This window comes from Rothia sp. HMSC064D08 (assembly GCF_001809525.1).
GTDB lineage: Bacteria > Actinomycetota > Actinomycetes > Actinomycetales > Micrococcaceae > Rothia > Rothia dentocariosa.
In genome coordinates, this window is the sequence record NZ_KV797895.1 from 1 (window position 1) to 25031 (window position 25031).

The window sequence follows — 25031 nt, forward strand, 5'->3', positions numbered from 1 at the left end:
CCGTTCGCCGCGGCGACTCATACAACTATACAGAGGCTTTCCGTGCTTTGCAAACCGAGATAATATGTAGTACATCACATAATATTTTGGGTGTTTACTTCCATGAAAGCCTCATTCACGAAAACTCCTTATACTCCGAAAATTCTTAAAGACTCAAGGCGCTGCCCTCCCAGTAAAAATACCGGTCAAGCAACGCCCTTCTTACGCTCAAATGCGCTAGATTCCGCTAATACTGCTGCGGTGGAGTCTCAGAAGCCATGTTATTAAAGCGCGAGTACTTACCGCTAAATGCCAAGGGAATAGTCTTCGTTGGACCGCCACGATGCTTCGCAATAATCATGTCTGCCTCACCCACACGATCGCTATCGGGATTGTACATATCCTCACGATGCAGCAGAATCACCATATCCGCATCCTGCTCAATCGAACCGGACTCACGCAGATCAGAGATCATCGGGCGCTTATCGGTGCGCTGCTCCGAACCACGGTTCAGCTGCGAGAGCGCAATGACCGGAACTTCAAGTTCCTTCGCCAAAAGTTTGAGACTACGGGAAAACTCCGAGACCTCTTGCTGACGAGACTCAACTTTCTTACCCGAGCTCATTAGCTGCAGGTAGTCCAGCACCACAAGCTGCAATTGATTGCGCTGCTTAAGACGACGGCATTTCGCACGAATCTCCATGAGCGTCATGTTCGGCGAATCATCAATAAAAAGCGGTGCACCAGTTATTTTCCCCTGCAGGGTCGCCAGGTTGGTCCATCCCTCCTGGTCAAGATCTCCCTTCTTGAGGCGGCCCATCGAAATGCGGCCCTCCGCCGAAAGCACACGCATTGCAAGCTCGGTGCGACCCATTTCCAAAGAGAAAAAGACCGTCGTCATATCATGATGAATCGCGGCAGAACGAGCGATATCCAGTGCCAAAGTCGATTTACCCACGCCGGGACGCGCGGCAACCACAATCATCTGCCCCGGATGCAAACCACCGGTGAGCTCATCAAACTCAATAAAGCTCGTGGGCACGCCATAAACGCCATCCGAGCGGTTCGAGTTCGCATCAATCTCGTTCATCGTGGCTTCTAAGGCATCTGAGAAGGTAACGTAATCCTCTTTCGCGTTGCCATCTGAAATTGCGTAAATCTCAGATTGTGCCTGATCAACCAGCGAGTCTACCTCGCCCTCGCTCGTGTAACCGAGCTGGGCGATCTTAGTGCCAGCCTCTACCAGACGGCGCATAACCGCGTGTTCCTTGACGATCTCAGCATAATACTGGGCATTCGCAGCGGTTGGAACCGAAGCGATGAGCGTATGCAGATATGTTGCCCCACCGACTCGTGTGAGTTCACCACGGCCCTTGAGTTCATCCGCTACCGTAATCGCATCGGCGGGGTTGCCGTGACCGTACAGAGAAATAATTGCCTCATAGATCAGTTCATGCTGCGGCTTATAGAAATCTCCCGCATGCAGAGTCTCTACCACATCGGCAATAGCGTCTTTGGAGAGCATCATGCCGCCCAGCACCGACTGCTCCGCGACATCATCGTGCGGCAGGGTGCGAGAACCATAATCGATGGCAGTTTCAGACATGCTTTTTCCTCAAAATCGCGTTTTTATCCGATGTTTATGGCGTTCCAGAAGCAATTTCTGCAGAACTTCTATGCTAGTTTCTCATGAACGCTTGTTGAAATGTACACCGCCTTATAAATTCTGTGTCTGTTCCCGGTAGAACTCTCGAAGACTATTCGTTCCCGTCGGCTCCCCCACACAATCATGCGTTAAGCCCCACAGCATAAACGATAAAGTATCGGCCACGCGCGGTTTGATAAGGCCGATCCCCTTCACCACACCGTCTGCTAACCGGGGCGGGATAACCGTGATCTTCGCGGGGCGTCCCACCGCCTCAAAAGCGTACTGTGCTACCTCGCGCCACGAGAGAACCTCGGGACCACCAATATCGTAGGATCCCTCCTGAGCAGATTCCACCTTATCAAGACAGTATGCGGCAACATCCGCCCCGTGAATGGGGTTAAGCCGCCCTTGCGGTCGCAGAAGATACACCCGGCCGCGGCGTGCCATCTGCGCTATAGCGCTCATATCCGAGAAGTATCCACTCGGGCTCACCACCTGATGCGCCAGCGGCGACTGGATCAATGCCTGCGCGAAAGCCGTTTTCGCACGCGTGAGCTGCGAACGAATCGACTCGGCGTGTATAGCGTTCACATAGCAGAAACGTGTGACATCATGGGCGCGCGCAGACTCCAATATATTTAGGTTCGCACGGTAGTCAATATCCCAGGGATCGGCCTTCTGCCGAGTCACCCCTAGTGCCGAAATAACCGCATCAACGCCATCGCACACCCCTGCTGTCAAGGAACGGTCGGTTACATCACCAACCACCCACTCATCTACCCTATCCGCCAGCGATGGTGCACCCCACGCCCCGGCACTCTCAGCCCGAGCCTTATCGCGCACCACGGCACGCACCCGATGCCCGCGACGATGCGCCTGCTCCACAATATGACGCCCCACATAGCCCGATGCTCCAACAACCAAAATATTCATCGTTTCACCTCGCTGTGGTTCTGTGAACAAAGTTTCGCACCCTTTAGGCAGGATTACAGTCTTTGAGATAGCCCTCAATCACCTCGACGGCGCGGGTTGGACCGTCCATGCCGCGCATTGCCTTGCTGAGCTGTCGAGCCTTGGCGCGCATGGTCTCATCTGAAAGTAAACGATCCAGAATGCCGTGCATCTGACCTCGGTGCACATCATGTTTCGCGAAGCGCAGGGCGTTGCCGTACCGCACACATTCCTCAATATTCCAGCGTTGCTCAGCCTGCATGGCGATACCCGCAAACGGTACCCCCGCCAGACACGCTGTCTGCACGGTTCCTTCACCACCGTGCGTAATTGAGGCATCAATGTGCCCGGCAAGCAGATGAGCCGGAACAGTTCCCGCACGGTGAATATTGTCGCCCAGCGAGCGCGCATCAGCATCCGCTAACAGCACCCCATCACCGACCAGCACATCTACCGGTACCGTTGAAAGCTGCCGCAGCACCGCCGCCAAGATGCGTGCAGACCCGGACGAGCCCATCCCCACGTAGATAAGTGGTCGCTTTTTAGGTTCCTGAACAACCTGCGGAAGTTCACCGGGAGCACGGTAGTAGATAGGACCCACACTGACATCCGGCGCCGTTAACGGATCGCCGCGCAGCTCGGTAAAAAGAGAACAGATAAGGTTTACGTCAGCGCTGAACATATCGACGGTACGGCGCGGGAGTTTGATTCCATGTTCGCGGGCTACACGAGTGAACGAGGCTGGTTTATAAGATATTGTCCGAGCCAGTGCGCGTAACCATCCCGGTGCTGCGGGGGCTTCCCCGGCAGGTTTCGCAGAAAAATAGGTCGTTGAATATGCGTAAGGGCGCGCATAGAAAATAGGTACACCGGCGATGCGCGCGGAGATCAGCATAGTCGGGTTAGAGCCGATCACCACGGCATCTGCGTTAAAGTCACGAATGGCCGCAAGTTCTACGGTAACCCTCTGGCGTACTTTCTCGGTGGTGAAGGGATGCCGCACTCCCCTGCCTTGGTCAAGCGCCATGAGTTGTTTCGCTTCGTCATCAGTCATGATGGGTTCACGAAGATGCACGGGAAGCCGCGCGCTTTCCAGCAACCCACGGTATTTGGGTGAGTATATATGGAAGAGGACTTTGTGCCCTCGGTCTTGGGCAATACGCGCTATTTCGATGCCGCGCGTGGTTTCACCCATATTAAAACTTTCGGGAGAGAAAAGAATACGGCTCATTGTCTTCTCCAGCGGGGGGCGTACACATGCTTGAGTGGGATCTACGCCTCTATATCTAGTGTAAAACGGAGCCTCAGTAATCCGCCCACTGTATCGGGAAAACTCAGGCTCCGTTTTCTGACCGCGCAAATCGTAGTTATTTCTTCCGTAGAACCAGACCGATAGCGCCTATATGGTCGGCGTGACGGCGGAAAACACTGCGCATACCCAGCACGCGCTCACGAATCTGCGGTTTGCGTGCAAGGTTGAACATGATCTTGGCAAGTCCGCCCACCCCTTCATCGGCAATCATGCGTTTGGGTTCCAGAAGAGCCATCTCGGTTTGATATACGTCTAACACCTCAAACCCGGCTTCTTCGGCAAGGCGAGTCCATTCGGCAACCGTAAGCGGGCGTGCATTCACGCGAATGCTTCGTGCCAGGTCCTTCTGAATTTCTTCCTGAATCTCAGGGCGCAGGTAGTCAGGGGTTAGCGATAGCTCGTGAATGGCGTAGTAGCCGCCCGGCCGCAGGATTCGCGCCGCCTCGCGCATAATTTCCAGCTTGTGCTTGTCGGTCTGCATGGTCAGCATAGCCTCACCCACCACCACGTCGTAGCTGGAATCAGGCAGTCCGGTCTCCTGCGCCCCGGCGTTCACGACCGTGTAGTTGGGGTTGTCTCCGATGCGCCCGCGCACGATTTCAGCCGCCTTTGGATCAAGATCTACACCGGTGTAGGTCTTGGGACTGCGTTTGACGATTTCGAGTGCCGTAATGCCTAGTCCTGGGGCGAACTCAACCACATCGATCTGCCCACCAAGCGCGCGGCTGAGCAGCCAGTTTGTAGTTTCGCGCCCACCAGGACGAAGGACTTTCTTGCCGAGTTGGGCGAGCAGCCAGTGTCCGGCGGCTTTTTCGGCGGGACGATCGGTACCGGGAACGTTCGGGGTTTTAGGCACGATAACTCTCCTGTAATAATTCGTATTTAATATGCAAGATTTTTATGCTCTAATTCTACACTCCGTTATGAGGTAGCCGCATTCTTCTTATGCTGTATCTTGCAAGCTTCTTGTCACGCCTGTACTACGCCATTGTTTTCTGTGGCTTTATGTGCGGAACGCAGACTAAGGGTTAAACGAAACTGAGACCGAACCCGAAGATTCGATCTCAGCCTCAATCACACACACATACATACGAAAATCAGAGCCACTTCCGCTAAGGAAAGTCCAACTTTCAGATAGTCCTCTCGAACTACCTGATATAACTATGACCCGTCAACCTTTATTCCTCGTGAGTTAAACCTTGGGAATATCTGTGAATGCGAGGGGTCGTGTGTGCTGTAGACACAAAGCTAGAAATCAGAACTTCCCTACAGGGCATATATATCGCAGAGAATTACACACTGTATCCGGTGCCGTGCATGAGATTATGATAGCCGCCCGGAAGAAGGCGAAATTTTTAAAACTGAAAAGCGAGGCTACCGTGTAGCCTCGCTTTTCAGTTCCACGAGAGCATATCCGCTCTCTGAAACACACACATTCACATCGCAGTCCTCTCGAACCAACACTTCTAGTTAACCGTAGTTACCTTGAGGAACCTTGGGGTTTGGCTGAAAAACACCTGAAAGTCCCCGCAAGAAATACTGGGAAGAGCGCAATCCCCACGCGACAGTAATTTAGCCGTTAGAGTTCAGAAGAGCATCAGCCAAAACTACGGTCACCGGGTTTATCAGCACCGATACCGCCGCCAATACAATATTTGCGATGCGATGGCGCACAAACCGAATAAGCCCCACTATGGCACAGATAAAGGCGATCACAGAGGTAAAACTACCCACGATTATCGTGATATAAAACAGGATGGCATTCACCGTGAGCGAGGGAAAAGGAATAAAGGCAAGTATCACAAGTACAACACTTACTGCCTCGAAGATGATGCCGACCCGCAAAAGCTGAGTGCTGGGGGGAAGGTGATTGAAAGATTTTTTCGCCATATATCTAGCCTAACCGAGAGTAGCTCACAACAATGATCCTTGATGTAACAGCAAGTGCCGCCTCCCAGCCAGTATATGTTCAGGAGGCGGCACTTCCTCTTATCCGATGAGCCGTAAGTCTAAGACTTCATATCATTGAATTTGAAGCGAATCCAGCCAAGTACCAAGGGAACAAAGCCCCACAGGGTGAAGAGGATACAGCGGACTTCGTAGCTGGGATCTTTAAACTTATCAGTATCGTAGACCAACATATTTTCGCCCAGATGGACAGGTAGATACTTGGAAACATCGCTTGCCCACTCAGCAGACCTGAAGAAACTAAGAACTATTGTCACCACAAAAAGCAGAACGACTGTAAGAACAATAGCTCCGGCGCTATTACGGAGGAGAGCACCAAACCCGAATCCCATCCAAGCAAGTACCACAAGATACAGTCCAAGAAGAAGAGTGATTCGAAGTACTTCACCATCGAAAGAGACTCGTAGCTTTTCCGTGAGTATCATCTGGCCTAAGAAGAATGCCAAGATACCGCTCAAGGTTCCTACGACAAAAGCTACCACTGTCACCACGAGGGCTTTAGCAGAATATAAAAGAGAACGACGCGGTACTGCTAGCTGACTTGTTTGCATGGCACCCGTGGCATATTCAGATGCAATAAATACCGTCGCCATGGAAGAAAGAATAATGCCTCCCAATGAAGCGCCTACAACTCCGATAGTGTACGATGCGCTCTTCATCTGGTCAATGATCTCGGAACCGTTGACTGATTGCCCATTCACAATCTGCGATGTACTCACATCTTTCTCATACTGTGCCAATTGTTCGTTAAAAACAGGAGCCAGCAGCATTGCGAGTCCTAAAATCAGCACTACCGTAATGATGAAGAGAACCTGCTGAGAACGTAGGGAGCGCATCTTTAACCATTCTGAGCGGAGCACACCCAGGAATGATAGATTATGAGCAACCGGTGCAGGCGCATTTTTAGTAGCGTAGGTTTGAGTACTCATTTATATGTTCCTCCCATTCCCCTGCTGGGTTTCATCGATAAAGCTGTGCTCTGGAGAACTAGTCACCGGTTGCAGTTGAGGATCGGCTGCCGGTGCATTCGGTGCCGAAGAACCCGCGGCTACAGCACCAGCACCAGGAAGCTCATCAGAAACATATTCAACCTCTGAACGTGTAATTTCAAGGTAAACATCCTCAAGAGTTGCTTCATGAGGGGCCAGCTCATAGAGCAAAATTTGTTCACGCAAAGCAAGTTCACCCAAGTCGCGAGCATCAGCCGAAACCAACAAACCATCGGTATCGACCGCTTCGAAAGGAAGCGACCGTTCCGCAAGGAGCGAAGCGAAAAGGTCACGTTCATCGGTACGAACCAGAACTTTATGACCGCCTACTCGCGAGATAAGTTCATCAATAGACGTATGTTCCAGCAGGCGACCGCGCCCAATAATAATGAGGTCGTCAGCGGTCTGCGCCATCTCGCTCATGAGGTGTGAAGAAATCAGCACCGCCCGACCTTCGGATGCCAAATACTTTGCCAACTGACGAACCCACACCACGCCTTCGGGATCAAGACCATTAACCGGCTCGTCCAAAATAACGTTATGGGGATCGCCCAAGATAGCTGAGGCAATACCTAAACGCTGGTTCATACCGAGGGAAAAACCGCCAACCTTCCGCTTAGCCACCTGACTAAGACCGGTCATGCCGATAACTTCGTCCACACGTTTCGCCGAAATACCGTGGGTAAGCGCAATAGACATGAGGTGTGTGCGTGCACTGCGCCCCGGATGCACCGATTTCCCGTCAAGGAGGGCTCCTACCGTATGGAGCGGAGATTTAAGGGACTGATAATTTTTGCCGTTCACAAGGGCTTCGCCCGAGGTGGGCTTATGGAGTCCGACCAGCATGCGCATCGTAGTCGACTTACCTGCCCCATTGGGACCCAAAAAACCGGTGACTTTACCGTCGGGAACGATAAAAGACATATCGTTAACGGCGGTTTTATCACCATACCTCTTGGTAAGATTCTGAACCTGTAACATCTATACCTATCCTTCTGCAGAAGTTTAAGGATATTCTGTCACGTCCAGTCTACGGTTCTCACTTCGGAGAATATAGGATTTTTGAGGTCCTCCCGATATTTTTATTATTTCTCAATCTTTTACGCCCACCGTTTCACGTGAAACATTGATGCTGTATATAAGAATATTCCTATAGAAATATAGTTATCCAACGTATAGAGATAGAAATACTACTATATCGAAGTATCTCCAAGAATAGTCCTAATACCCGTCCCCTAGGGTTGTGCACCCACGTCTGTGAAATTACTGTAGTTAAAAATAGACCGTATACGAAGGAGTAGGGAACTATGCGTGGGACTAGCAGTACACGGAAACCACAGAAAAACCGTGCAGGATACGGCCGGTGGGGTTGGTTCCTCCTTGGTGGTACAGCGCTTGCTGCCACAACCTACATGGGTGTTCAGGATATACGATGCCGCCGGGCACTCCACGATGCTGTGGACAAACTCGCGTCGTATCCGGCCAAAACGGTGCATCTCAGCTATGGAGAGATAACATATCTCGACATTATGCCCACAGGGTCATCCTCAGCATATAGCGACCCTCCCGTTATCCTGTCTCTGCACGGTATCTATGGAGGCTACGACCAAGCCTTTGAGAACGTTAGGGATCTCTCGGAACACTACAGGATTATTGCTCCATCGCGTTTTGGGTACCCCGGAAGCTCGGTTGCAGGTGAAGGAACTCCCAAAGAACAGGCAGCGGCTCTGATGGCACTCCTTGATATCCTCAATATCGAGACGGTCTATGTGCTAGGCTCCTCTGCCGGAGGAACCCCCGCTCTTCGTTTCGCTCTGGATTATCCGGAACGGACAGCAGGTCTTATTCTCCTCAGCTCTGCCCCACCCTGGGAGGAAAAACCACGAAAGCTGCCCACGCGTATGGGGCCTCCTGCCGCTCTGAACCATGACTACATCATGTGGCTGCTGTCTCCGTTTTTCAAACCTCTATTTGGGCTTCCCTCACACACCATATATGGGATGCTCCCCCTACGGGAACGACGTATGGGAACCAAGATCGATACTAGTATCACGAACCCGGATATGGCTGTCCATCTTGAGGAATACCCCATTGAGAGCTTGGAACCGCCCGTTTTTCTGATCCATGCACAAGATGACCGAGTGGTGCCTTTTGCCCAGCCGCGAGGGCATGTGCAGAGTTCTATGTATCGATACCCGAATCTCACCACATGTATCTTCGAAACGGGTGGTCATATGATCGAGGGGCATTCGGAAGAGGTAACCCGAGCGGTCATAGATTTTATTGACGGCACTCTATAACAGTCAATGTTTCACGTGAAACATATCCCTCCCCTACCCCGCACTTCTCGGGTAAAACGGATAATTGGCTCCACATATGAAAAGGGCGTCGCATCCCAGTCGGAATGCGACGCCCTCACAGCGTCTAAAAACGCCCTGCTTATGCGGCTGCTACAACGTCCAGAGTAACGTTGGCAACAACATCCTCGTGCAGACGAGCGGTCACCTGGTATTCACCAGTGCGCTTGATAGCGGAACCGAGGTGAATGGTGCGCTTGTCGATGGTGCCGAGACCTGCCTCTTCAATAGCGTCAGCAATAGCATCTGCCTTAACGGAGCCGAAGAGACGACCATCAGCACCAGCCTTGTGTGCCACTACAATCGGGCGAGCAGAGAGCTTAGCTGCGGTCTCCTGGGCTTCTTCCAGGGATGCCTTCGCACGTGCCGCACGGGCCGCACGGATAGATTCAACCTGCTTCTCGCCGCCAACGGTCCACGAAACGGCAAAACCGCGAGGAAGAAGGTAGTTACGTGCATAGCCGTTCTTAACGGTGACGATGTCACCAGCGGCACCCAGACCGGTTACTTCCTGAGTCAGAATAATCTTAGCCATAGTACTTGTTACTCTCCTTCTCGTTAGCGGCCAGCGCCGGAATAGGGAAGCAGTGCAACCTCACGGGCATTCTTAATTGCCTGAGCGATCTTGCGCTGTTCCTGAACGGTCACGCCAGTTACGCGGCGAGCGCGGATCTTGCCGCGATCGGAGATGAACTTGCGTAGCAAGGCGACGTCTTTGTAATCGATAACGGTGACGTCAGCAGCTTTCAGGGGGTTCTGCTTAGGTTTGGGCTTACGGATTTCAGCCTTAGCCATCGTGGTGCTCCTTTAGGTTGGGAGCCCGCGGCGTTAACCGCGGGATGGATTGATATATGGTTTGGTTTGAGGAAGACGGAACGTTTCTTTAGAACGGAGGTTCGTCATCGGCACCGGTACCCCAATCGTAGTTTCCACCGGACTGTGAGGTCCACGGATCAGCCGCAGGTGCCTGCTGCTGTGCCGGTTGTGCGGGCGCCTGCTGGGCTCCCCCACCGAATCCGGCATTACTGGAGTAACCGTTTCCGCCCTGCTGCTGAGCGAAGCCCTGCTGCGGTGCGGAATTGTTAAAACCACCCTGCTGGGGGTTATTACCGAAGTTATTACCGCCAAAGTTACCGCCCTGCTGACCGCCGAAGTTACCTCCAGAGGTGCGCTGTGAACGGGTTACCTGGGCGGTAGCGTACCGTAGAGCGGGACCGATCTCATCGAGCTCAATCTCCATTGAGGTACGGCGTTCGCCTTCCTTCGTTTCATACGAGCGAGACTTCAAACGGCCCTGGGCGATCACACGGGTTCCCTTTTTCAGGGTCTCTGCGACGTTCTCTGCGTAGTCGCGCCAAATAGACGCACGCAGGAACAGTGCCTCACCGTCTTCCCACTGACCGGTTTGACGGTTGTAGGTACGCGGGGTAGATGCAATCGTAAAGTTTGCAACCGCCGCACCTGCGGGAGTGTAGCGCAGCTCAGGGTCGCTGGTGAGATTCCCGACCACAGTGATAATGGTTTCGCCTGCCATTGATGCCTCCTCGAATGGATTCAAGTATATAACTCTAGGTAACCATAGGAACCTGACATTTTAATCAGGTCGCGGTTTTAGAGTCTTACTTGTTGACCTTCTGATCCTCCGGGCGGATGATCTTGGTACGCATAACGGACTCGTTCAGGTTCAGAACACGGTCGAGCTCAGCGGCGGTCTCAGGGCTCGCGGTGAAGTTAACAACCGCATAGATACCTTCGGACTTCTTCTGGATCTCGTATGCCAGACGGCGGCGACCCCAGATGTCAAGGTTGTCGATGGTACCGCCAGCGTTGGTGACGATTTCCAGGAACTTCGACAGAGACGGCTCTACCGCTCGGTCCTCAACCTCGGGGTTGAGGATAACCATCAGTTCGTATGCACGCATGATTAAACCCCTCCTTTGGGCTAAACGGCTATGGGATTTCCATAGCAGGAGATTCATGTGGCACCCGGTGCAGCATCCTCTTGTTCAGGATGCACACACAGATTCTTCTATACTACACGAGAATACGCGGCAGAATCCAGCAAAGAGAAGGATGCGCCCGCCACACCGCATGGGTGTAACGGGCGCATCCTGAAGCTAGAGTCTTGAACACTAAAAATTCTGGTTTTAGTAGTAACGAACCGAAGAGTCCCGAAGGTTGAGGATAGCGACTCGAAGGATATTCGTGAAGAGGTCTTTGAAGAGCAGAAGGCCTAACGGAATACCGGTTATCCAACCTAAACCTATGGGCGTCAGCAGACTGGTTATACCGGTGAGCGTTAGATAAAGTAGCCCCTGAATTGGCTGACGCAGATAAAACTTGTGGATGCCTAACCATCCGAGGAAAAGCCACAGCACATAGGTGAGAATCACGGATTTGGGGCGAACCACAACGACGGTCGACTGTTCATGTTCGGAGTTCACATAAGTACGGCTGCCCGGAACGGTTCCATGGGCGAAAAGTTTAGGTTCATAAACCTGTTGCGACATATTTCCTTCCTTCGTGAGTGTTTCAGCGCGCTGTATATAACGCGCTCACTGCAAGTTTAGACAGTTCACATGCGCAAACCCTGGGAACGGGGTGTGTATTCGGTGGGAGTCTGCCCTCTCCTCCCCCACCGCACCAACCTTCGTTCAGACAAAAAATCCCGCATCCTCGACTGTGAGGATGCGGGATTCTCCAATGCGCGGTGGGGTTGTGATAATGGGCTGTTACTGCTTCACGACAACGGGGGTTACACCGTTGAGTTGGTTCACCCGGCCAGGTATCAGGAAAATATCAATGATGAGCAAGATGCCCAAAATTACAAGAGGAATTATCCCGATAAGAAACCAAACAGTTGCCCAGCCAGTAAGGAATAAACACAGGTATAGAATCCCTTGACCCGTTTGGTTCAGATAAAACTTGTGAATACCAGGGGAACCTAGGAAAAACCACAGCAGATATGCCACCGCCATGGATTTGGGTTGCTGCACCATCATGACCGGTGCTACGGCGATAGGTTGTACGGGCTGTCCATGAGGTTGAGAACCGTTAAATGCGGGGTTAGAAGCCGGATTAAAGGCAGAGTTATCAGACATAGTAATGCCCTTTCGGTGAATGTGTATTCGTGCGCGGCGAACGCTGCCGCTGAGTACCATCCTACACGTCAATTTAGCTTCACAGAGGCATTTAGTGAACCTTATGCACCGTAGTCTCCGTCATACTCTTTTCCGCAGTATTCCGCCGTATTATGGGGATTTAGGACTCTCCGTGCTCCTGCCACCACACGAGCAGACGGCGGGTCGCTTCTTCTTCACCAAGTTCACCCTCATCCAAACGCAGGTTCAGCAGGAATTTATACGCCTGCCCCACAAGAGGCCCAGGATCGATGCCCAGCACCGCCATAATCTTTTCGCCATCCAGTTCAGGGCGCATCGCATCCAGCTCTTCTTGGGTTGCAAGCTCATCAATACGCCGCTCCAAATCATCGTATGCCTGCGCTAGCGAGCGCGCCATGCGCTTATTGCGCGTGGTGACATCCGACCGAGAAAGCCTGTGGAGACGCTGCAGCTGCTCCCCTGCATCCCGCACGTATCGACGTACCGCCGAGTCGGTCCACCCTGCCTCACGGTAGCCGTAGAAGCGCATATGAAGCTCCACGAGGCGCGCCACCGCCTTGATGGTGTCGTTATCGAAGCGTAGGGCGCGCATCCGTTTTTTGACCATGCGCGCGCCAACCATATCGTGCTGCAGAAAAGATACCGATCCGTCTTTCTCGAATCTGCGGGTTTTGGGTTTGCCGATGTCGTGCAGAAGCGATGCGAAACGCAGCACAAAATCGGGCGCGGGGCAGGGGCCGTCAGCGTCGGTTTCCTTCTCGATCGCCTGTTCCATGACTTTGAGCGAGTGCTCATAAACGTCTTTATGGTGGTGTGAAGGGTCCATTTCCATGCGCAGGGCGGGCAGCTCCGGGAGAACATAGTCCGCAAGCCCGGTTTCTACGAGCAGGTTCAGGCCCACGCGCGGGTAATCTGCACAGATGAGTTTGATGAGTTCGTCGCGCACCCGTTCCGCCGAAATAATCTCGATGCGCGGTGCCATCTGCTGCATCGCTTCGAATACTTCCGGCGCTACAGTGAGGTTGAACCGAGCAGCGAACCGTGCCGCGCGCATCATACGAAGAGGGTCTTCGGAAAAGGATTCTTGAGGCGAGCGCGGGGTTCGCAAAACGCCCTCTGCTAAATCTTTAGTGCCGTGGAAAAGATCCACAATTTCCCCCGAAGGCAGCGCAGCAGCCATGGCGTTGATGGTGAAGTCGCGCCGTATTAGGTCAGCCTTCAGATCGGTGCCGAATTCCACCGTGGGTTTGCGGGAATCAGCAACGTACACTTCGGCGCGGTAGGTCGTTACCTCGTAAACAGCGCCGTTTTTGCGGGCGCTGATGGTGCCGTATTCTTTGCCGATATCCCAGATATGCTCTCCCCAGGCGCTCAAAATCCGCTCGCTCTGGGCGGGGGTGGCGTTCGTGGTCATATCGAAATCGGTAAACTCGCCGGGGGCATTGCGTAGTTCATCACGCACCAAACCACCGACTAAGTAGAGATCAAAACCAGCTTGGCGGTAGAGTTCGCCGAGTTCAACAGCATCCGGATATTTTGAGAGCACATCAAGTTTTTGCGACATAGTCTCTTAATCCTGCCAGATATTAGCGGCAAGAGCATATTAGCGGGCTCCTATCAGCCGCACCATAGCCCAAAATAGCGCCGCATCGGATAAGGTAGAACTATGAGTTTTCCCGTACCGCGCGCACCCAAAATACGCCCCTTCGCGCCCCAGCTTCCGGTGCCTGCGCTTGAAGAGGTCTCTTCGGGAGGGCTCATGATTAATTTTGATAGTCCCGACCTGCCGGTGGCAATCATTGCGCGCTATAACCGCAACAGACAGCTCGAATGGTGTCTACCTAAGGGACATGTTGAAGGTCATGAAAGTCTGATAGAAACAGCTCAGCGAGAAATAGCCGAAGAAACCGGAATTACCGGTTACATTGTTGCTACCCTCGGGTATATCGACTACTGGTTTACGTCTAGTGGGCAGCGCATCCATAAAACGGTACATCACTACCTTTTTTGTGCTACCGGCGGCCGCCTAACCATTGAGCATGACCCCGATCATGAAGCAGTCGATGTTGCGTGGGTACCCCTGGCGGAGCTTAGCCAGAAACTCTCTTTCGCTAATGAACGGCGCATCGCAGATATTGCACGAGAGTATATTAATACCCAGCTCTAACGTCACAACCAGGAGAAGAAGTTGGCACGTACCGATGCACGCTCAAGCGCCATTATGGCGGCGGGAACGCTCGTATCCCGTGTTCTAGGGTTCCTTAAGGCAATCCTTCTCACGGTGGCACTGGGTGCCCTCTCGACCGTAGGTGACGTCTTCGAGACCGCAAATACGCTCCCCAACCTCATCTACGTGTTGGTCGCCGGTGGTGTGTTCAACGCCGTGCTCGTGCCGCAGATTATCAAAGCCGCTAAAGCCCAAGACGGCGGCGAACGTTATATTTCCAAGCTCGTAACCATTACGGTGACGGCCATCGGTCTGATTACAGCGATTACGCTGGCGTGCGCCATCCCCATTATTAACGTTATGGGCTCTACATGGACGCCAGAGCAGAAAGAACTCGGGTATATATTCTCGTTCTGGTGTTTGCCGCAAATCTTCTTCTACGGGCTTTATACGGTCATTGGGCAGGTACTCAACGCGAAAGAGGCCTTCGGGGCTTTCATGTGGGCGCCCGTGCTCAATAACGTCGTTGCTATCGCTGCGCTCTTTATCTTTATTTTCACCTTCGGGGCGCAGGATACAACCATCAATCCGCCACGCCACTCGGTCGAAAGCTGGACGTCGATGCAGACGATCTTCCTTGCCGGATCGGCAACTCTGGGCGTGGCGCTGCAGGCTATCGTTCTCTTTATCCCGCTCAGGAAGCTGGGGCTGCGGCTCAAACCGGACTTCGGCTGGCGCGGTATCGGACTGCGGGAAGCATCTCGTCTGGCGATTTGGACCCTTGCCGCCGGTGCCGTCTCTAACCTGTCGTATATGTACATGACGCGGGTTGCCGCATCCGTGGTGAGCGCCCGCGCCCAGTATGCCGATATGGGTATTCAGATTCCTGGTTTGCAGGCAATGAACTACGCCTCAATGCTCTACTCGCTCCCCCACGGCGTGATCGGCATTTCCATCGCTACCGTCCTCTTTAACCGCATGAGTTCCTCCGCCATTGCGGACGATAGTGACAGCGTCATCCACGCCCTTTCACACGGTATGCGTACCGCCGGTATTGCCACCGTTTTCTGTGCGCTCGCACTTATCGTCCTCGCCGGTCCCGTGGCGGTGCTCTTCAGCGGCGGAGACCCGGTTGCGGCAACCGTCATTGGGCGCCTCATTGCTATTACCGCATTGGGAACCCCCGCACTTACCATATCCTTCCTCTACGGGCGCGTTCTCTATGCCCGAGAGAATGCGCGCACCCCCTTCCTCATTCAGTTCTACGCCGCGATTGTTATGGTCATTATGAGTGGGGTTGCCTCCCTGCTTGACCCGCGCTACACCGTGTATGCGCTCTCCCTGATTTTCCCGGTGCAGAACCTCTTCGTGGTCGCCATCAGCCACTACGAAATTCGCCGCAGACTTGGGTATTATGGGCAGAAGCGTATTATCAACATGTACGCTCGTACTACCCTAGCGGCATGTTTTGCGGGAGTTATTGCCGCCGCCGTATTGTGGGTATTGGGCGGATACAATCTTGATGGCTTCGCCTGGGCATCAAAAATTTCAGCGGTTATAACCCTTATAATCTGTGGTCTCACCATGCTCTTCAGCTATGTGGTGATGCTCAAGATTTTCCGCGTGCGTGAGGCAGATGCTCTCTTCGCGCCCATTGCGGGCAAGGTGAAAGCACTCGCACGGCGAGGAGCCTCAAACGAATCTTAAACCAGCCTGCAAACCGCTAAAAACACCGTATCCGGCGTAATCCGGGTAAAATCTTTGGAAGAGCCTACTAAACTATAGGCGAGAAAATACATGACGGGAGAGAACTTGTCGCAGCAGATTCCGGTCGGAACCGTTTTGGGTGGCCGTTACGAAATCACCGCACAGATTATCATCACCGCCGAATCAGATATGATCCTCGAAGGTAAGGATCAGATTCTGAACCGTAAGGTTTCGGTGGTGGTGGCTTCTCCCGTGCGCAGCCACCTCTTGGAGAAGAATTCGCGGGCACTGGCGGTCAATAGCCGCTACAACATTCAGATTCTCGATATGGGAATCGCCCCTGAGGGCAATAAATACCTGGTAACCTCATACAGCCGCCCGGATGTTTTGCTTGACACCCTACTGACCGATAACCCTTCGGTCTCTCCCGATGGCAACCCTGATGAGGCACTCGGTGCCGAAATCTTCGGTGACAGCCTTACCGGTGCCGCGCCGCAAACCTACGAAAACATTCCAATGGTGGGTTCCGAAACCTCCGCTATCAGCGCTGTAAAGGCCTGGGAGGTCTCACAGATCCCCTCGATGAACGTTGCACCTATGGTCTCCGGACCAAACGATGACGGCGTCTATGAAGACGATGAAGACGAGGGCACAAACCGCGGAACCTGGGCTATTGCCTTCGCCGCTGTGCTTCTATTGGTCATTGTTGCCGGTGGCGTGCTCACCACGCTGACCGGTCTGGGATCGAATCACGCATCGAATCCGGTTAAAGGCAAGAACGCCTCGGCGAGCACAAGCGCTACGGCAGGGTCTACAGAATCTGAGGAAGCCTCCCCGTCGGCATCGCCCAGCGCCTCCAACGCCCCAGTAAAGGTTACCTCCGTATCGCGTCTGGTACCGAGCAACCCTAACTTTATGGCGGATATGGATTCCGGTCTTCCCGCACTGACCGATGGTAACCCCTCAAGCACCTGGTCCAGCTATGGTTTTGGTAGCCCCGCCTTCGGTGGTGTCGTCAAGGAATTCGGGCTTGCCGCTAAACTAGAATCTCCCACGGTTGTCTCTAAACTAACTATTCAGCAGACGGGCGGTTCCGGCGGTTCCTTCACCGTGTACACCAACAACCAAGCCTCGATGAGCGGTGCCACCGAAGTTGGCAAGGGAAGCTTCTCTGGGCAGGACGTCACGGTTGAGCTGGATAAGGACAAGCAGTCTGCCGATAAGGGCGGCTACATCATCATCGTCTTCGATGAAGCACCCAAGCTCTCGCAGCCTATCGCAGGGTACAGCTACGGTCTGCGCATTGGCGAGATTAAGGCCGAGTAGCGTATAGCCTCAACGAGTGGCGCATCCTCATACATGGGGATGCGCCATTTATTTTGCCTCGATCTCACTCTCTCAAGACCTCCCGACCAGTATTCTCCGTCGGGTGCAGCCCCGAACATAAAACGTCACATTTTTTCTTCGGTACCCATTATGTTCGTTTCGACCCCAGTCAATATGGCTTAGCCGCTTCCAGAATGGAATAATTGGGGATACTGTTGCGTTGAGCGACTATCAGAAGAAATTCGAGGAAGAGAACAATGAGCACTGAAAATACATTGGGTAATCTGTTCGGAGGCGCCGCTCTCGGCGGTCTGAACCTTGCCGCATCCTCCACTCCCCAAGAAAAAGCCCAAGAAACGGCCTCTGAGGGCGATCAGAAGGTCCACAACGTTATTATTGTGGGTTCCGGCCCTGCCGGGTACACTGCCGCCGTCTACGCGGCGCGTGCCAACCTTGAGCCGGTACTCTTCGCGAGCTCCCTCTCCCCCGGTGGTGCTCTCATGACCACAACCGAGGTCGAAAATTTCCCCGGTTTTGTGCAGGGCATTCAGGGGCCCGAGCTCATGACCAATTTCGGTGCCCAGGCGGAGCGCTTCGGCACAGATATTCGCTACCAGGATGTCGAAAAGTTGGAGCTCGACGGCGATATTAAGAAGGTTATTCTCTCCGACGGTTCCGTGCACCTGGCGAAAACCGTTATTATTTCGACCGGTTCGCAGTACCGCAAGCTAGGTGTTGAAGGTGAAGATACACTCTCTGGCTACGGCGTCTCATGGTGCGCAACCTGCGATGGATTCTTCTTCAAAGATAAAGAAATCGCGGTGGTAGGCGGCGGCGATTCTGCCCTGGAAGAAGCACTCTTCCTCACCACCTACGCATCCAAGGTCTATCTGATCCACCGCCGTGACTCTTTGCGCGCATCCGATATTATGCAGCAGCGCGTCTTCGACAACCCCAAGATTGAAGTTCTCTGGAATTCCGTGGTGAGCGAGATTCACGGCGATTCCAAGCTGGAAGAGGTCGTTCTGACCGATACCGTTACTGGCGCTACCCGCGATATGAAGCTCGACGGACTGTTCATTGCTATCGGTTCTGATCCGCGTATCGAGATGGTTAAGGATCAGCTGGAGATTACCGATCAGAACACGATTGCGGTTCAGGGACGCTCATCAAAAACCTCTCTGCCCGGCGTTTTCGCCGCAGGCGACGTCATTGATCCAACCTACCGTCAGGCGATTATCGCCGCCGGTTCGGGTGCGGTAGCAGCACTCGACGCACAGCACTACCTCGAAAACCTTTAGTCAGGAGAATCAGATATGAGCAATGCAAAAGCAGTAACCGATGCCACCTTTAAGGCTGAGGTTCTGGATAATTCCAAGCCGGTAATCGTTGATTTCTGGGCCGAGTGGTGCGGTCCCTGCCGCATGGTCGCCCCGGTTCTCGATGAAATCGCCGCCGAATATGGCGAGAAGGTCGATGTCGTGAAGGTCAATGTCGAAGAGAGCGGCGACACCGCTATGAAATACGACATTACTTCTATTCCCGCGATCTACCTTTTCAAAGATGGGCAGGTTGTAAAGAAGAGCGTAGGCGCTCGTCCCAAACAGGCACTCATTGCTGATTTTGAGGAATACATCAAGTAGGTTTTCTTCAAGCCCTCATCCTCAAAAAACCCATAGAAGGTGGGATGTTTCACGTGAAACATCCCACCTTCTATCTTTATACCTGCCTCGTTTACAGGGCTACAAACACTTTATATACTTTTTGAGGTTGTATTTTAGATAAGAATATCTTATGAAGATACTATCCATGAATCTCTGTATGACTTCGGAATAGTTCTTCCTGTAACCATTTCATCGTGTCGAAAACATGGGATTTTAGCTCGTCTCTATAAATACCCTTATAATCCTCAATATCCAAAAAAGGATGCGCAGGCTTACAATTACCCTCAGCTCGGAGTTCGTTATTAGTCTCGTCCCACTCCACTCCCCTGCTCTGCTATATACACCGCTGCAAGCCCTACAAAGACTCATACACCTGTCTTTTAGAGCTCTGTGAGCTCTTCTTATCCGGAGACAATGGCAGATGGACAAGGTAAATAACCCGCCACGATGCTCACTAAACCAGATATACACGCCTTATACAAGGCTGGGGGTGGTGATGTTTCACGTGAAACATCACCACCCCCAGTAGATTATGCGGGTAAGGATTCTAAGCTATCGCATGGACTAAGAACCTTTGAAATCAGAATCCAGAACCCGAATAATACGGTTGAGATCCTCGACATTAGCAAACTCAATAGTCATCTTGCCCTTACGAGCACCGAGCGAAATCTTAACCGATGTATCCAATTTGTCGGCGAACGCATCTGCTATATAATCCAAACGCTCGTGATGCTTCTGTGGCTGCGGGGTCTTCCGCTCTTTCTCTGCCGGAGCTTCGCTCGCATGGGCAACAAGCTCCTCAACAGCACGCACAGAAAGCCCTTCATTCACGATCTTCTGAGCAATGGTCTCTATCTTTGCCTGATCGGTTAAAGTCAGCAGGGCGCGCGCATGCCCGGCAGCGATAACGCCTGCCGCTACCCTGCGCTGTACGAGAGGAGGAAGCCTAAGCAAACGAATCGTATTCGAAATCTGTGGACGAGAACGCCCAATACGCTTTGCAAGCTGCTCTTGGGTGGTACTGAACTCTTCCATAAGCTGCTGATATGCGGCCGCCTCTTCAATGGGATTCAGCTGGCTACGATGCAGGTTTTCCAGCAGGGCGTCTCGAAGCAGATCAATATCTTGCGTGTCACGGATAATGGCGGGGATAGTTTCTAGACCCGCAGCCTGGGTTGCGCGCCAACGCCGCTCGCCCATCACCAGCTCATATTTTTCGGCACCTTTCTCGCGTGAAGGGCGCACCACAATAGGCTGCAGAACACCAATCTCGCGAACCGAATGAATGAGCTCAGCCATGTCTTGTTCATCAAAATCAACGCGAGGCTGTTTGCGGTTCGGGTGAATATCAGAAACTTTGATTTCTGCGAATTGAGCTCCAGGAACGGGTACGAGGTTACTGCTCCCCTCTTCCCCAGCTTCTTTCGTTTCTTCACCAAAGAAGAAATCTACCGGGCGGCGTGTTAACGTCGTATTGCGAAGTGCCGCACCCATATCCATACGAGGTTTCTTCTTCTGAACTTCGCGAGGCTGAGACAATGTTTCACGTGAAACATCTGATTTCTGCTCAGAATGCGATGCGGACGAAGATGCAGATGAGACGTGTACGTTCTCTTCTTTTTTCTCCCCCACTTTCACGGCAGGGGCTTTAAGACTAGGCATCTTAGCCACAGAAGCCTTTTGCGGCTTCGATGGACCAGAAGTTTTCCGAGCCTCAGCAGAAGATTCCTGAGGTTTCGGTTCCGTAGACTTTTGCGACGAAGAGATGTGAACCTCTTGCTGTTCTGTGCGTTTCGTTGTCGCAGACGGTTCCTTCTTCGGGGCAGATTTTTTCTGCGGCTCCGGCTTTACGTTGCGAATTTTCGGGCGTTTTGCCGAGGATGCGGCGGCTTGTTCCTCCTGCTGAGGTTTGCGAGTCGCCGCTACCTTCTTCTCCGCCTCTTTCTCAGCAACATCGGAAGCAGTCACAACAGGCGTCGTATTATTGGGAATGAGAGCACCCAGTCCCCTTCCGAGACCCCGTCGCTTCTCTGCCATGTTTTTCCTTCCTCACACCAAATTTCCTACCGCTCTCATGCATGCCGATTACACTTCATATGAACCTTGCAGCACCGTAAAATCTGCGCTCAGAAAATTCGGTATTTCCCTAGATATAAATCTCAAAAAGTTTATTTATGGAGAATATCGGAGTCATTACCAATCCTGATATGCCGATATTCCAGAACATCCATATGCTCCGTATTTCTCCTTAGCGACGCGCAATTTCCTGCGCCGCTTCACGATAGGCCTGAGCACCGGTAGACGTTGGATCATAGCTAATAACGGTCTGTTGGTAGCTCGGTGCTTCCGAAATGCGTACAGAACGCGGAATCTTGGTCTGGAGAGTTTCCTTTGGGAAATGTTCCCGTACCTCTTCCGCTACCTGATACGCAAGATTGGTACGCCCATCGTACATGGTCAGCAGAATCGTACTAATCTCTAGATTGGAGTTCAGGTGTTTCTGAATCATCTGAATGTTCTTGAGCAGCTGGCTCAAGCCTTCCAGGGCATAGTATTCACACTGAATAGGAATCAGGATTTCCTCTGCCGCCACGAAAGCATTAACGGTCAGCAGTCCAAGACTCGGAGGACAGTCGATAAATACATAGTCGAGCCGTCCCATCCCCTGCTGGGCACGCCACTCAGTATAGTCCTCCAGAGCGTTTTTGAGGCGTTTCTCGCGTGCCACGACCGAAACAAGTTCAATCTCTGCTCCGGCAAGATCTATATTCGCGGGTGCGCACCACAGATTGTCGAGGTCAGGGCACTCCTGCACAATATCGGAAAGCGGAGTATCGTCAATCAAAGTGTTGTAAGTACTGGGAAGCTCCACGCCATGTTCAATACCGAGAGCCGTCGAAGCATTTCCCTGGGGGTCATTATCAATGACCAAAACGTTCATTCCCGCTTCTGCAAGGGCGGCCGCAATGTTCACGGCGGTACTCGTTTTACCGACTCCACCCTTCTGATTCGAGATGGTAAAGACGCGTGTATGTGGGGGCTTGGGCAGTAAAGGCGGCGTCGAGCCACCGGGGGTGATCGTCATATATCCTCCGCGCCTGATGCTGATGGTTGATGTGTCTTTCGCCAGATAAAGATACGCACACCATGTTTCACGTGAAACATTGAATAAAGAGCATCAAGGATGTTTCACGTGAAACACCGATGCTGTCTCCGGTCTGCGCGTTCCTCTTTAAGATTACCTGTCAAAACAGCGATATACCACGTACACCCTCGACAAGTTGTCTAGGATTCGTATTTTTTCACGAAAATTTATGATTTCATCCCCAAGTATTCACTCTCAGCACAGCATCATGAACCGATTATCAACCTCTCAACCAGGAAAATTTATACAAGTTCCATTACTCATTTTTAGTATTCCACATTCACGAAAAACTACGGTGCCCCGCCGAAAGTTCCCCTGCATCTCTCACTTACCACAAACTCTTTCTCCGGTATCAAATAAAGACCATAAGAAAAGGGGTTGAAGATACATCTGAGAATGTATCTTCAACCCCTATGAAGCTCGCAGCTTCAGAGTTTATCGAGACTAGAGTGTAACTCGCACAACGGTTGTGGGCTCATCCAGCAGCCCCTCCCCCGCCGTCAGAATTTCGGTCTCGCGAGCCCCGTAACGGTTGAGTTTCTTCTTAGCCTTCTTAATTTCCTCTCGTGCAGAGCGCCCCTTAAGAGCCAGAAGCTCACCGGTACCACGCAGAATCGGCAGGGTAATATCCACAAGACCCACCAGCGCAGATACGGCACGAGCAGTCACCACATCGGCATCGACCTGCCCGATAGCCTGCTCGGCACGCGAACGCAGAATTTTTACATTCTCAAGGCCTAGATCCTCAACCACTTCATGAAGCCATATCACGCGGCGCTCCAGAGGCTCTATGAGCGTGATCGCAAGGTCGGGGCGGGCAATAGCCAGACAAAGCCCCGGCAGACCCGCTCCAGAGCCTACATCCGCCACGGATGCACCTTCGGCAATATATTCCTGCACGGCGGCACAGTTGAGCACGTGACGAGCCCATAGGCGCGGTACCTCACGCGGACCAATGAGCCCGCGCTCAATCCCCGTCGTCGCCAAATGTTCCACATAGCGCTGTGCCAGAGGAAGACGATCACCAAAAATTGCGGTAGCGGCTACAAGGTCTTGACCTTCACAAGGAACCGTCATTTACGCCTCCGGAAGGGAAATCACCACATGGCGACGCGTGCCTTCGCCTTCGGATTCGCTGTAGAGTCCCTGTTCAGCAACCACATCGTGTACAACCTTGCGTTCATAGGCACCCAGTGGCTTCAGGTGGAAATCTTCGCCGGAGGCACGCACCTTCTCGACGGCGTCGAGGGCTATTTCGGTGAGCTGTTCTCGACGTTGTGCACGGTAACCCGCAATATCGAGAATAAGACGCGAACGGTTGCCGCTGGCGGCCAGAACCGATAGGCGCACGAGTTCCTGCAGAGCGTCTAAGACCTCACCGCGGCGACCAACAAGGTGGCGCAGGTCTTCGTTCCCATCGTCATCATTGACCACCGAGAGATAGATGCGCTGGTTGCGCACCTCAATATCAATATCTCCGTCAAGATCGACGATATCGAGAAGTTCTTCGAGGTAGTCAGCGGCGATATCCCCTTCTTCCTCAATCATGCTGATTTCGTCGATTTCTTCGACAGCCTCAGCTTCCGATGCGGTGCTTGGCGATTCTGCGGTTTCTTCAAATATTTCAGTCATGGTTTTCCTTGAATTTATCGATGCTGTGTTTAGTTGAGTTTCGGCTTATTCGAGTTTTTATTGCCCGATTTGTTCTGCCCGCCGCCTTTACGCTGCTGCTGTTTCTGGCGTTTCTTACTCATGGGCTGCTGACGCTGGCCCGCAGCGGCACGCTCACGCGCCTCCTCAAGCTCTTTTTCATGCTGTTCCTTGGTTTTCCCAACGGGGGGTAGACCTTTAGCGGCACGGCGTTCGTTGAGCTCCTTCTCAGCCTGGGAACCGGGAGTCGGGTTATTACGGATAACCCACCACTGCTGCCCGAGGGCCCAGAAGTTTGAGACGGTCCAGTAGTACATCACACCAAGAGGGAAGTTAATGCCCGTCACCGCGAAAATAACGGGGAAACCGTACATCATCATCTGTTGCTGACGGAATATTGGGGAGTTTTTGGCTGCCTCGGACATGTTCTTGGCACTGAGCTGTTTCTGAATGAAGAACTGGGTACCGCTCATGAGCAGAATCATGATGATGGCCTGGGCAACGGTAGCGGCATGGTTACCGTTGCCGGGGTTCATCATGGTCGAGAAGATAGGTGACCCAAAGATATAGGCTTCACTGAACTGTTTAACCAATTCTGCGGGAAGCAGCAGAATGCCTTCATTTTTAGCGGCTGCCCCGGAAACACCCATGAGCACCTGATAGAGACCGAGGAAAATTGGCATCTGCGCAATAATCGGTAAACAGGATGAGAAGGGGCTGGTGCCGTGCTTCTTAAATAGTGCCATCTGCTCCTGCGCCATAGCCTGGCGAGAAAGCTGATCTTTTTTACCCTTGTATTTGGCCTGCAGCTTTGCAAGATCGCCCTGCATGGCGTTCATACCGCGCATCGATTTAATTTGGCGCATAAATAGGGGAATGGTTACGGCACGCATCACGAGAGTCAGGCAGATAATACACAACACCCAGGTAAAGCCTGAAGACGGATCCATACCAATACTGGTAAAGATCGTGTGGAAGAACCACAGCACCGCAGACACGGCCAATTTAAAGGGCCAAAGGATCATGTCAAAAATGTTCACGGGAGT

General features: G+C 52.6%; 25 protein-coding genes. 6 read left to right on the forward strand and 19 right to left on the reverse strand.

Features of this window, described 5'->3' with window-relative positions; genetic code table 11:
* Positions 1–226: 226 nt before the first annotated feature.
* From dnaB to HMPREF2625_RS02150, 7 genes are all read right to left on the reverse strand, one after another.
* Positions 227–1585, reverse strand: a complete 1359-nt coding sequence (gene dnaB / locus HMPREF2625_RS02120) for a replicative DNA helicase (protein WP_070521264.1) — start codon at positions 1583–1585, stop codon at positions 227–229.
* Positions 1586–1696: 111 nt separating this feature from the next.
* On the reverse strand, positions 1697–2560 hold the full coding sequence (locus tag HMPREF2625_RS02125) for an SDR family oxidoreductase (protein ID WP_070521268.1): 864 nt from the start codon (positions 2558–2560) through the stop codon (positions 1697–1699).
* 43 nt (positions 2561–2603) lie between these two features.
* The gene (locus HMPREF2625_RS02130) at positions 2604–3773 is read right to left on the reverse strand and encodes a nucleotide disphospho-sugar-binding domain-containing protein (RefSeq protein ID WP_246826584.1); all 1170 of its coding nucleotides are present in this window, start codon (positions 3771–3773) and stop codon (positions 2604–2606) included.
* A gap of 172 nt (positions 3774–3945) precedes the next feature.
* Entirely contained in the window at positions 3946–4746 is an 801-nt protein-coding gene (locus HMPREF2625_RS02135; protein WP_004005957.1) for a class I SAM-dependent methyltransferase, read from the reverse strand.
* Positions 4747–5462: 716 nt separating this feature from the next.
* Positions 5463–5780: a hypothetical protein gene (locus HMPREF2625_RS02140; protein WP_004005956.1), complete on the reverse strand. Its 318-nt coding sequence runs from the start codon at positions 5778–5780 to the stop codon at positions 5463–5465.
* A gap of 119 nt (positions 5781–5899) precedes the next feature.
* Positions 5900–6787 (reverse strand): ABC transporter permease subunit, encoded by an 888-nt coding sequence (locus tag HMPREF2625_RS02145; RefSeq protein WP_070521274.1) that lies wholly within the window; start codon positions 6785–6787, stop codon positions 5900–5902.
* Positions 6788–7828 (reverse strand): ABC transporter ATP-binding protein, encoded by a 1041-nt coding sequence (locus HMPREF2625_RS02150; RefSeq protein WP_070521278.1) that lies wholly within the window; start codon positions 7826–7828, stop codon positions 6788–6790.
* Positions 7829–8154: 326 nt separating this feature from the next.
* Here HMPREF2625_RS02150 and HMPREF2625_RS02155 point away from each other — a divergent pair, with 326 nt between their 5' ends.
* Positions 8155–9147 carry an alpha/beta fold hydrolase gene (locus HMPREF2625_RS02155; protein ID WP_070521281.1) on the forward strand — a complete coding sequence of 331 codons (993 nt, stop codon included), beginning with the start codon at positions 8155–8157 and terminating at the stop codon, positions 9145–9147.
* Between the two features lie 139 nt (positions 9148–9286).
* Here the strand turns inward: HMPREF2625_RS02155 and rplI are convergent, their stop codons facing one another.
* The 7 genes from rplI to HMPREF2625_RS02190 all read right to left on the reverse strand — a co-directional run bounded on the left by rplI (position 9287) and on the right by HMPREF2625_RS02190 (position 13890).
* Positions 9287–9739 (reverse strand): 50S ribosomal protein L9, encoded by a 453-nt coding sequence (gene rplI, locus HMPREF2625_RS02160; RefSeq protein WP_004005949.1) that lies wholly within the window; start codon positions 9737–9739, stop codon positions 9287–9289.
* Positions 9740–9762: 23 nt separating this feature from the next.
* Positions 9763–9999: a 30S ribosomal protein S18 gene (rpsR, locus tag HMPREF2625_RS02165; protein WP_004005948.1), complete on the reverse strand. Its 237-nt coding sequence runs from the start codon at positions 9997–9999 to the stop codon at positions 9763–9765.
* 88 nt (positions 10000–10087) lie between these two features.
* On the reverse strand, positions 10088–10738 hold the full coding sequence (locus HMPREF2625_RS02170; protein WP_004005947.1) for a single-stranded DNA-binding protein: 651 nt from the start codon (positions 10736–10738) through the stop codon (positions 10088–10090).
* Positions 10739–10823: 85 nt separating this feature from the next.
* Positions 10824–11126: a 30S ribosomal protein S6 gene (gene rpsF, locus HMPREF2625_RS02175; RefSeq protein WP_004005946.1), complete on the reverse strand. Its 303-nt coding sequence runs from the start codon at positions 11124–11126 to the stop codon at positions 10824–10826.
* A 225-nt stretch (positions 11127–11351) separates the two neighbouring features.
* A complete protein-coding gene (locus tag HMPREF2625_RS02180; RefSeq protein WP_070521284.1) occupies positions 11352–11714 on the reverse strand; it encodes a TM2 domain-containing protein in 363 nt (120 codons plus the stop codon).
* 222 nt (positions 11715–11936) lie between these two features.
* Positions 11937–12305 carry a TM2 domain-containing protein gene (locus tag HMPREF2625_RS02185; RefSeq protein ID WP_141744401.1) on the reverse strand — a complete coding sequence of 123 codons (369 nt, stop codon included), beginning with the start codon at positions 12303–12305 and terminating at the stop codon, positions 11937–11939.
* Positions 12306–12465: 160 nt separating this feature from the next.
* Positions 12466–13890, reverse strand: coding sequence for a CCA tRNA nucleotidyltransferase (locus HMPREF2625_RS02190; RefSeq protein WP_070521287.1), 1425 nt, complete (start codon positions 13888–13890; stop codon positions 12466–12468).
* A gap of 102 nt (positions 13891–13992) precedes the next feature.
* On the opposite strand from HMPREF2625_RS02190, the gene HMPREF2625_RS02195 reads away from it, so the two are divergent.
* From HMPREF2625_RS02195 to trxA, 5 genes are all read left to right on the forward strand, one after another.
* Entirely contained in the window at positions 13993–14493 is a 501-nt protein-coding gene (locus tag HMPREF2625_RS02195) for an NUDIX hydrolase (protein WP_004005942.1), read from the forward strand.
* Positions 14494–14514: 21 nt separating this feature from the next.
* Entirely contained in the window at positions 14515–16200 is a 1686-nt protein-coding gene (murJ, locus tag HMPREF2625_RS02200; protein ID WP_048752390.1) for a murein biosynthesis integral membrane protein MurJ, read from the forward strand.
* A gap of 90 nt (positions 16201–16290) precedes the next feature.
* On the forward strand, positions 16291–17526 hold the full coding sequence (locus tag HMPREF2625_RS02205) for a hypothetical protein (protein ID WP_048778931.1): 1236 nt from the start codon (positions 16291–16293) through the stop codon (positions 17524–17526).
* 257 nt (positions 17527–17783) lie between these two features.
* Positions 17784–18827, forward strand: coding sequence for a thioredoxin-disulfide reductase (trxB, locus tag HMPREF2625_RS02210; protein WP_048778930.1), 1044 nt, complete (start codon positions 17784–17786; stop codon positions 18825–18827).
* Positions 18828–18842: 15 nt separating this feature from the next.
* Positions 18843–19169 (forward strand): thioredoxin, encoded by a 327-nt coding sequence (trxA, locus tag HMPREF2625_RS02215; protein WP_070521291.1) that lies wholly within the window; start codon positions 18843–18845, stop codon positions 19167–19169.
* Between the two features lie 585 nt (positions 19170–19754).
* Here the strand turns inward: trxA and HMPREF2625_RS02220 are convergent.
* From HMPREF2625_RS02220 to yidC, 5 genes are all read right to left on the reverse strand, one after another.
* On the reverse strand, positions 19755–21227 hold the full coding sequence (locus tag HMPREF2625_RS02220; RefSeq protein WP_070521294.1) for a ParB/RepB/Spo0J family partition protein: 1473 nt from the start codon (positions 21225–21227) through the stop codon (positions 19755–19757).
* Between the two features lie 211 nt (positions 21228–21438).
* Positions 21439–22275, reverse strand: coding sequence for a ParA family protein (locus HMPREF2625_RS02225; protein WP_004005936.1), 837 nt, complete (start codon positions 22273–22275; stop codon positions 21439–21441).
* Between the two features lie 504 nt (positions 22276–22779).
* Positions 22780–23412 (reverse strand): 16S rRNA (guanine(527)-N(7))-methyltransferase RsmG, encoded by a 633-nt coding sequence (rsmG, locus tag HMPREF2625_RS02230; protein ID WP_070521297.1) that lies wholly within the window; start codon positions 23410–23412, stop codon positions 22780–22782.
* Positions 23413–23967, reverse strand: coding sequence for a Jag family protein (locus HMPREF2625_RS02235; RefSeq protein ID WP_070521300.1), 555 nt, complete (start codon positions 23965–23967; stop codon positions 23413–23415). It lies immediately after the preceding gene.
* Positions 23968–23996: 29 nt separating this feature from the next.
* Positions 23997–25025 carry a membrane protein insertase YidC gene (yidC, locus tag HMPREF2625_RS02240; protein WP_070521303.1) on the reverse strand — a complete coding sequence of 343 codons (1029 nt, stop codon included), beginning with the start codon at positions 25023–25025 and terminating at the stop codon, positions 23997–23999.
* Positions 25026–25031: the final 6 nt, after the last annotated feature.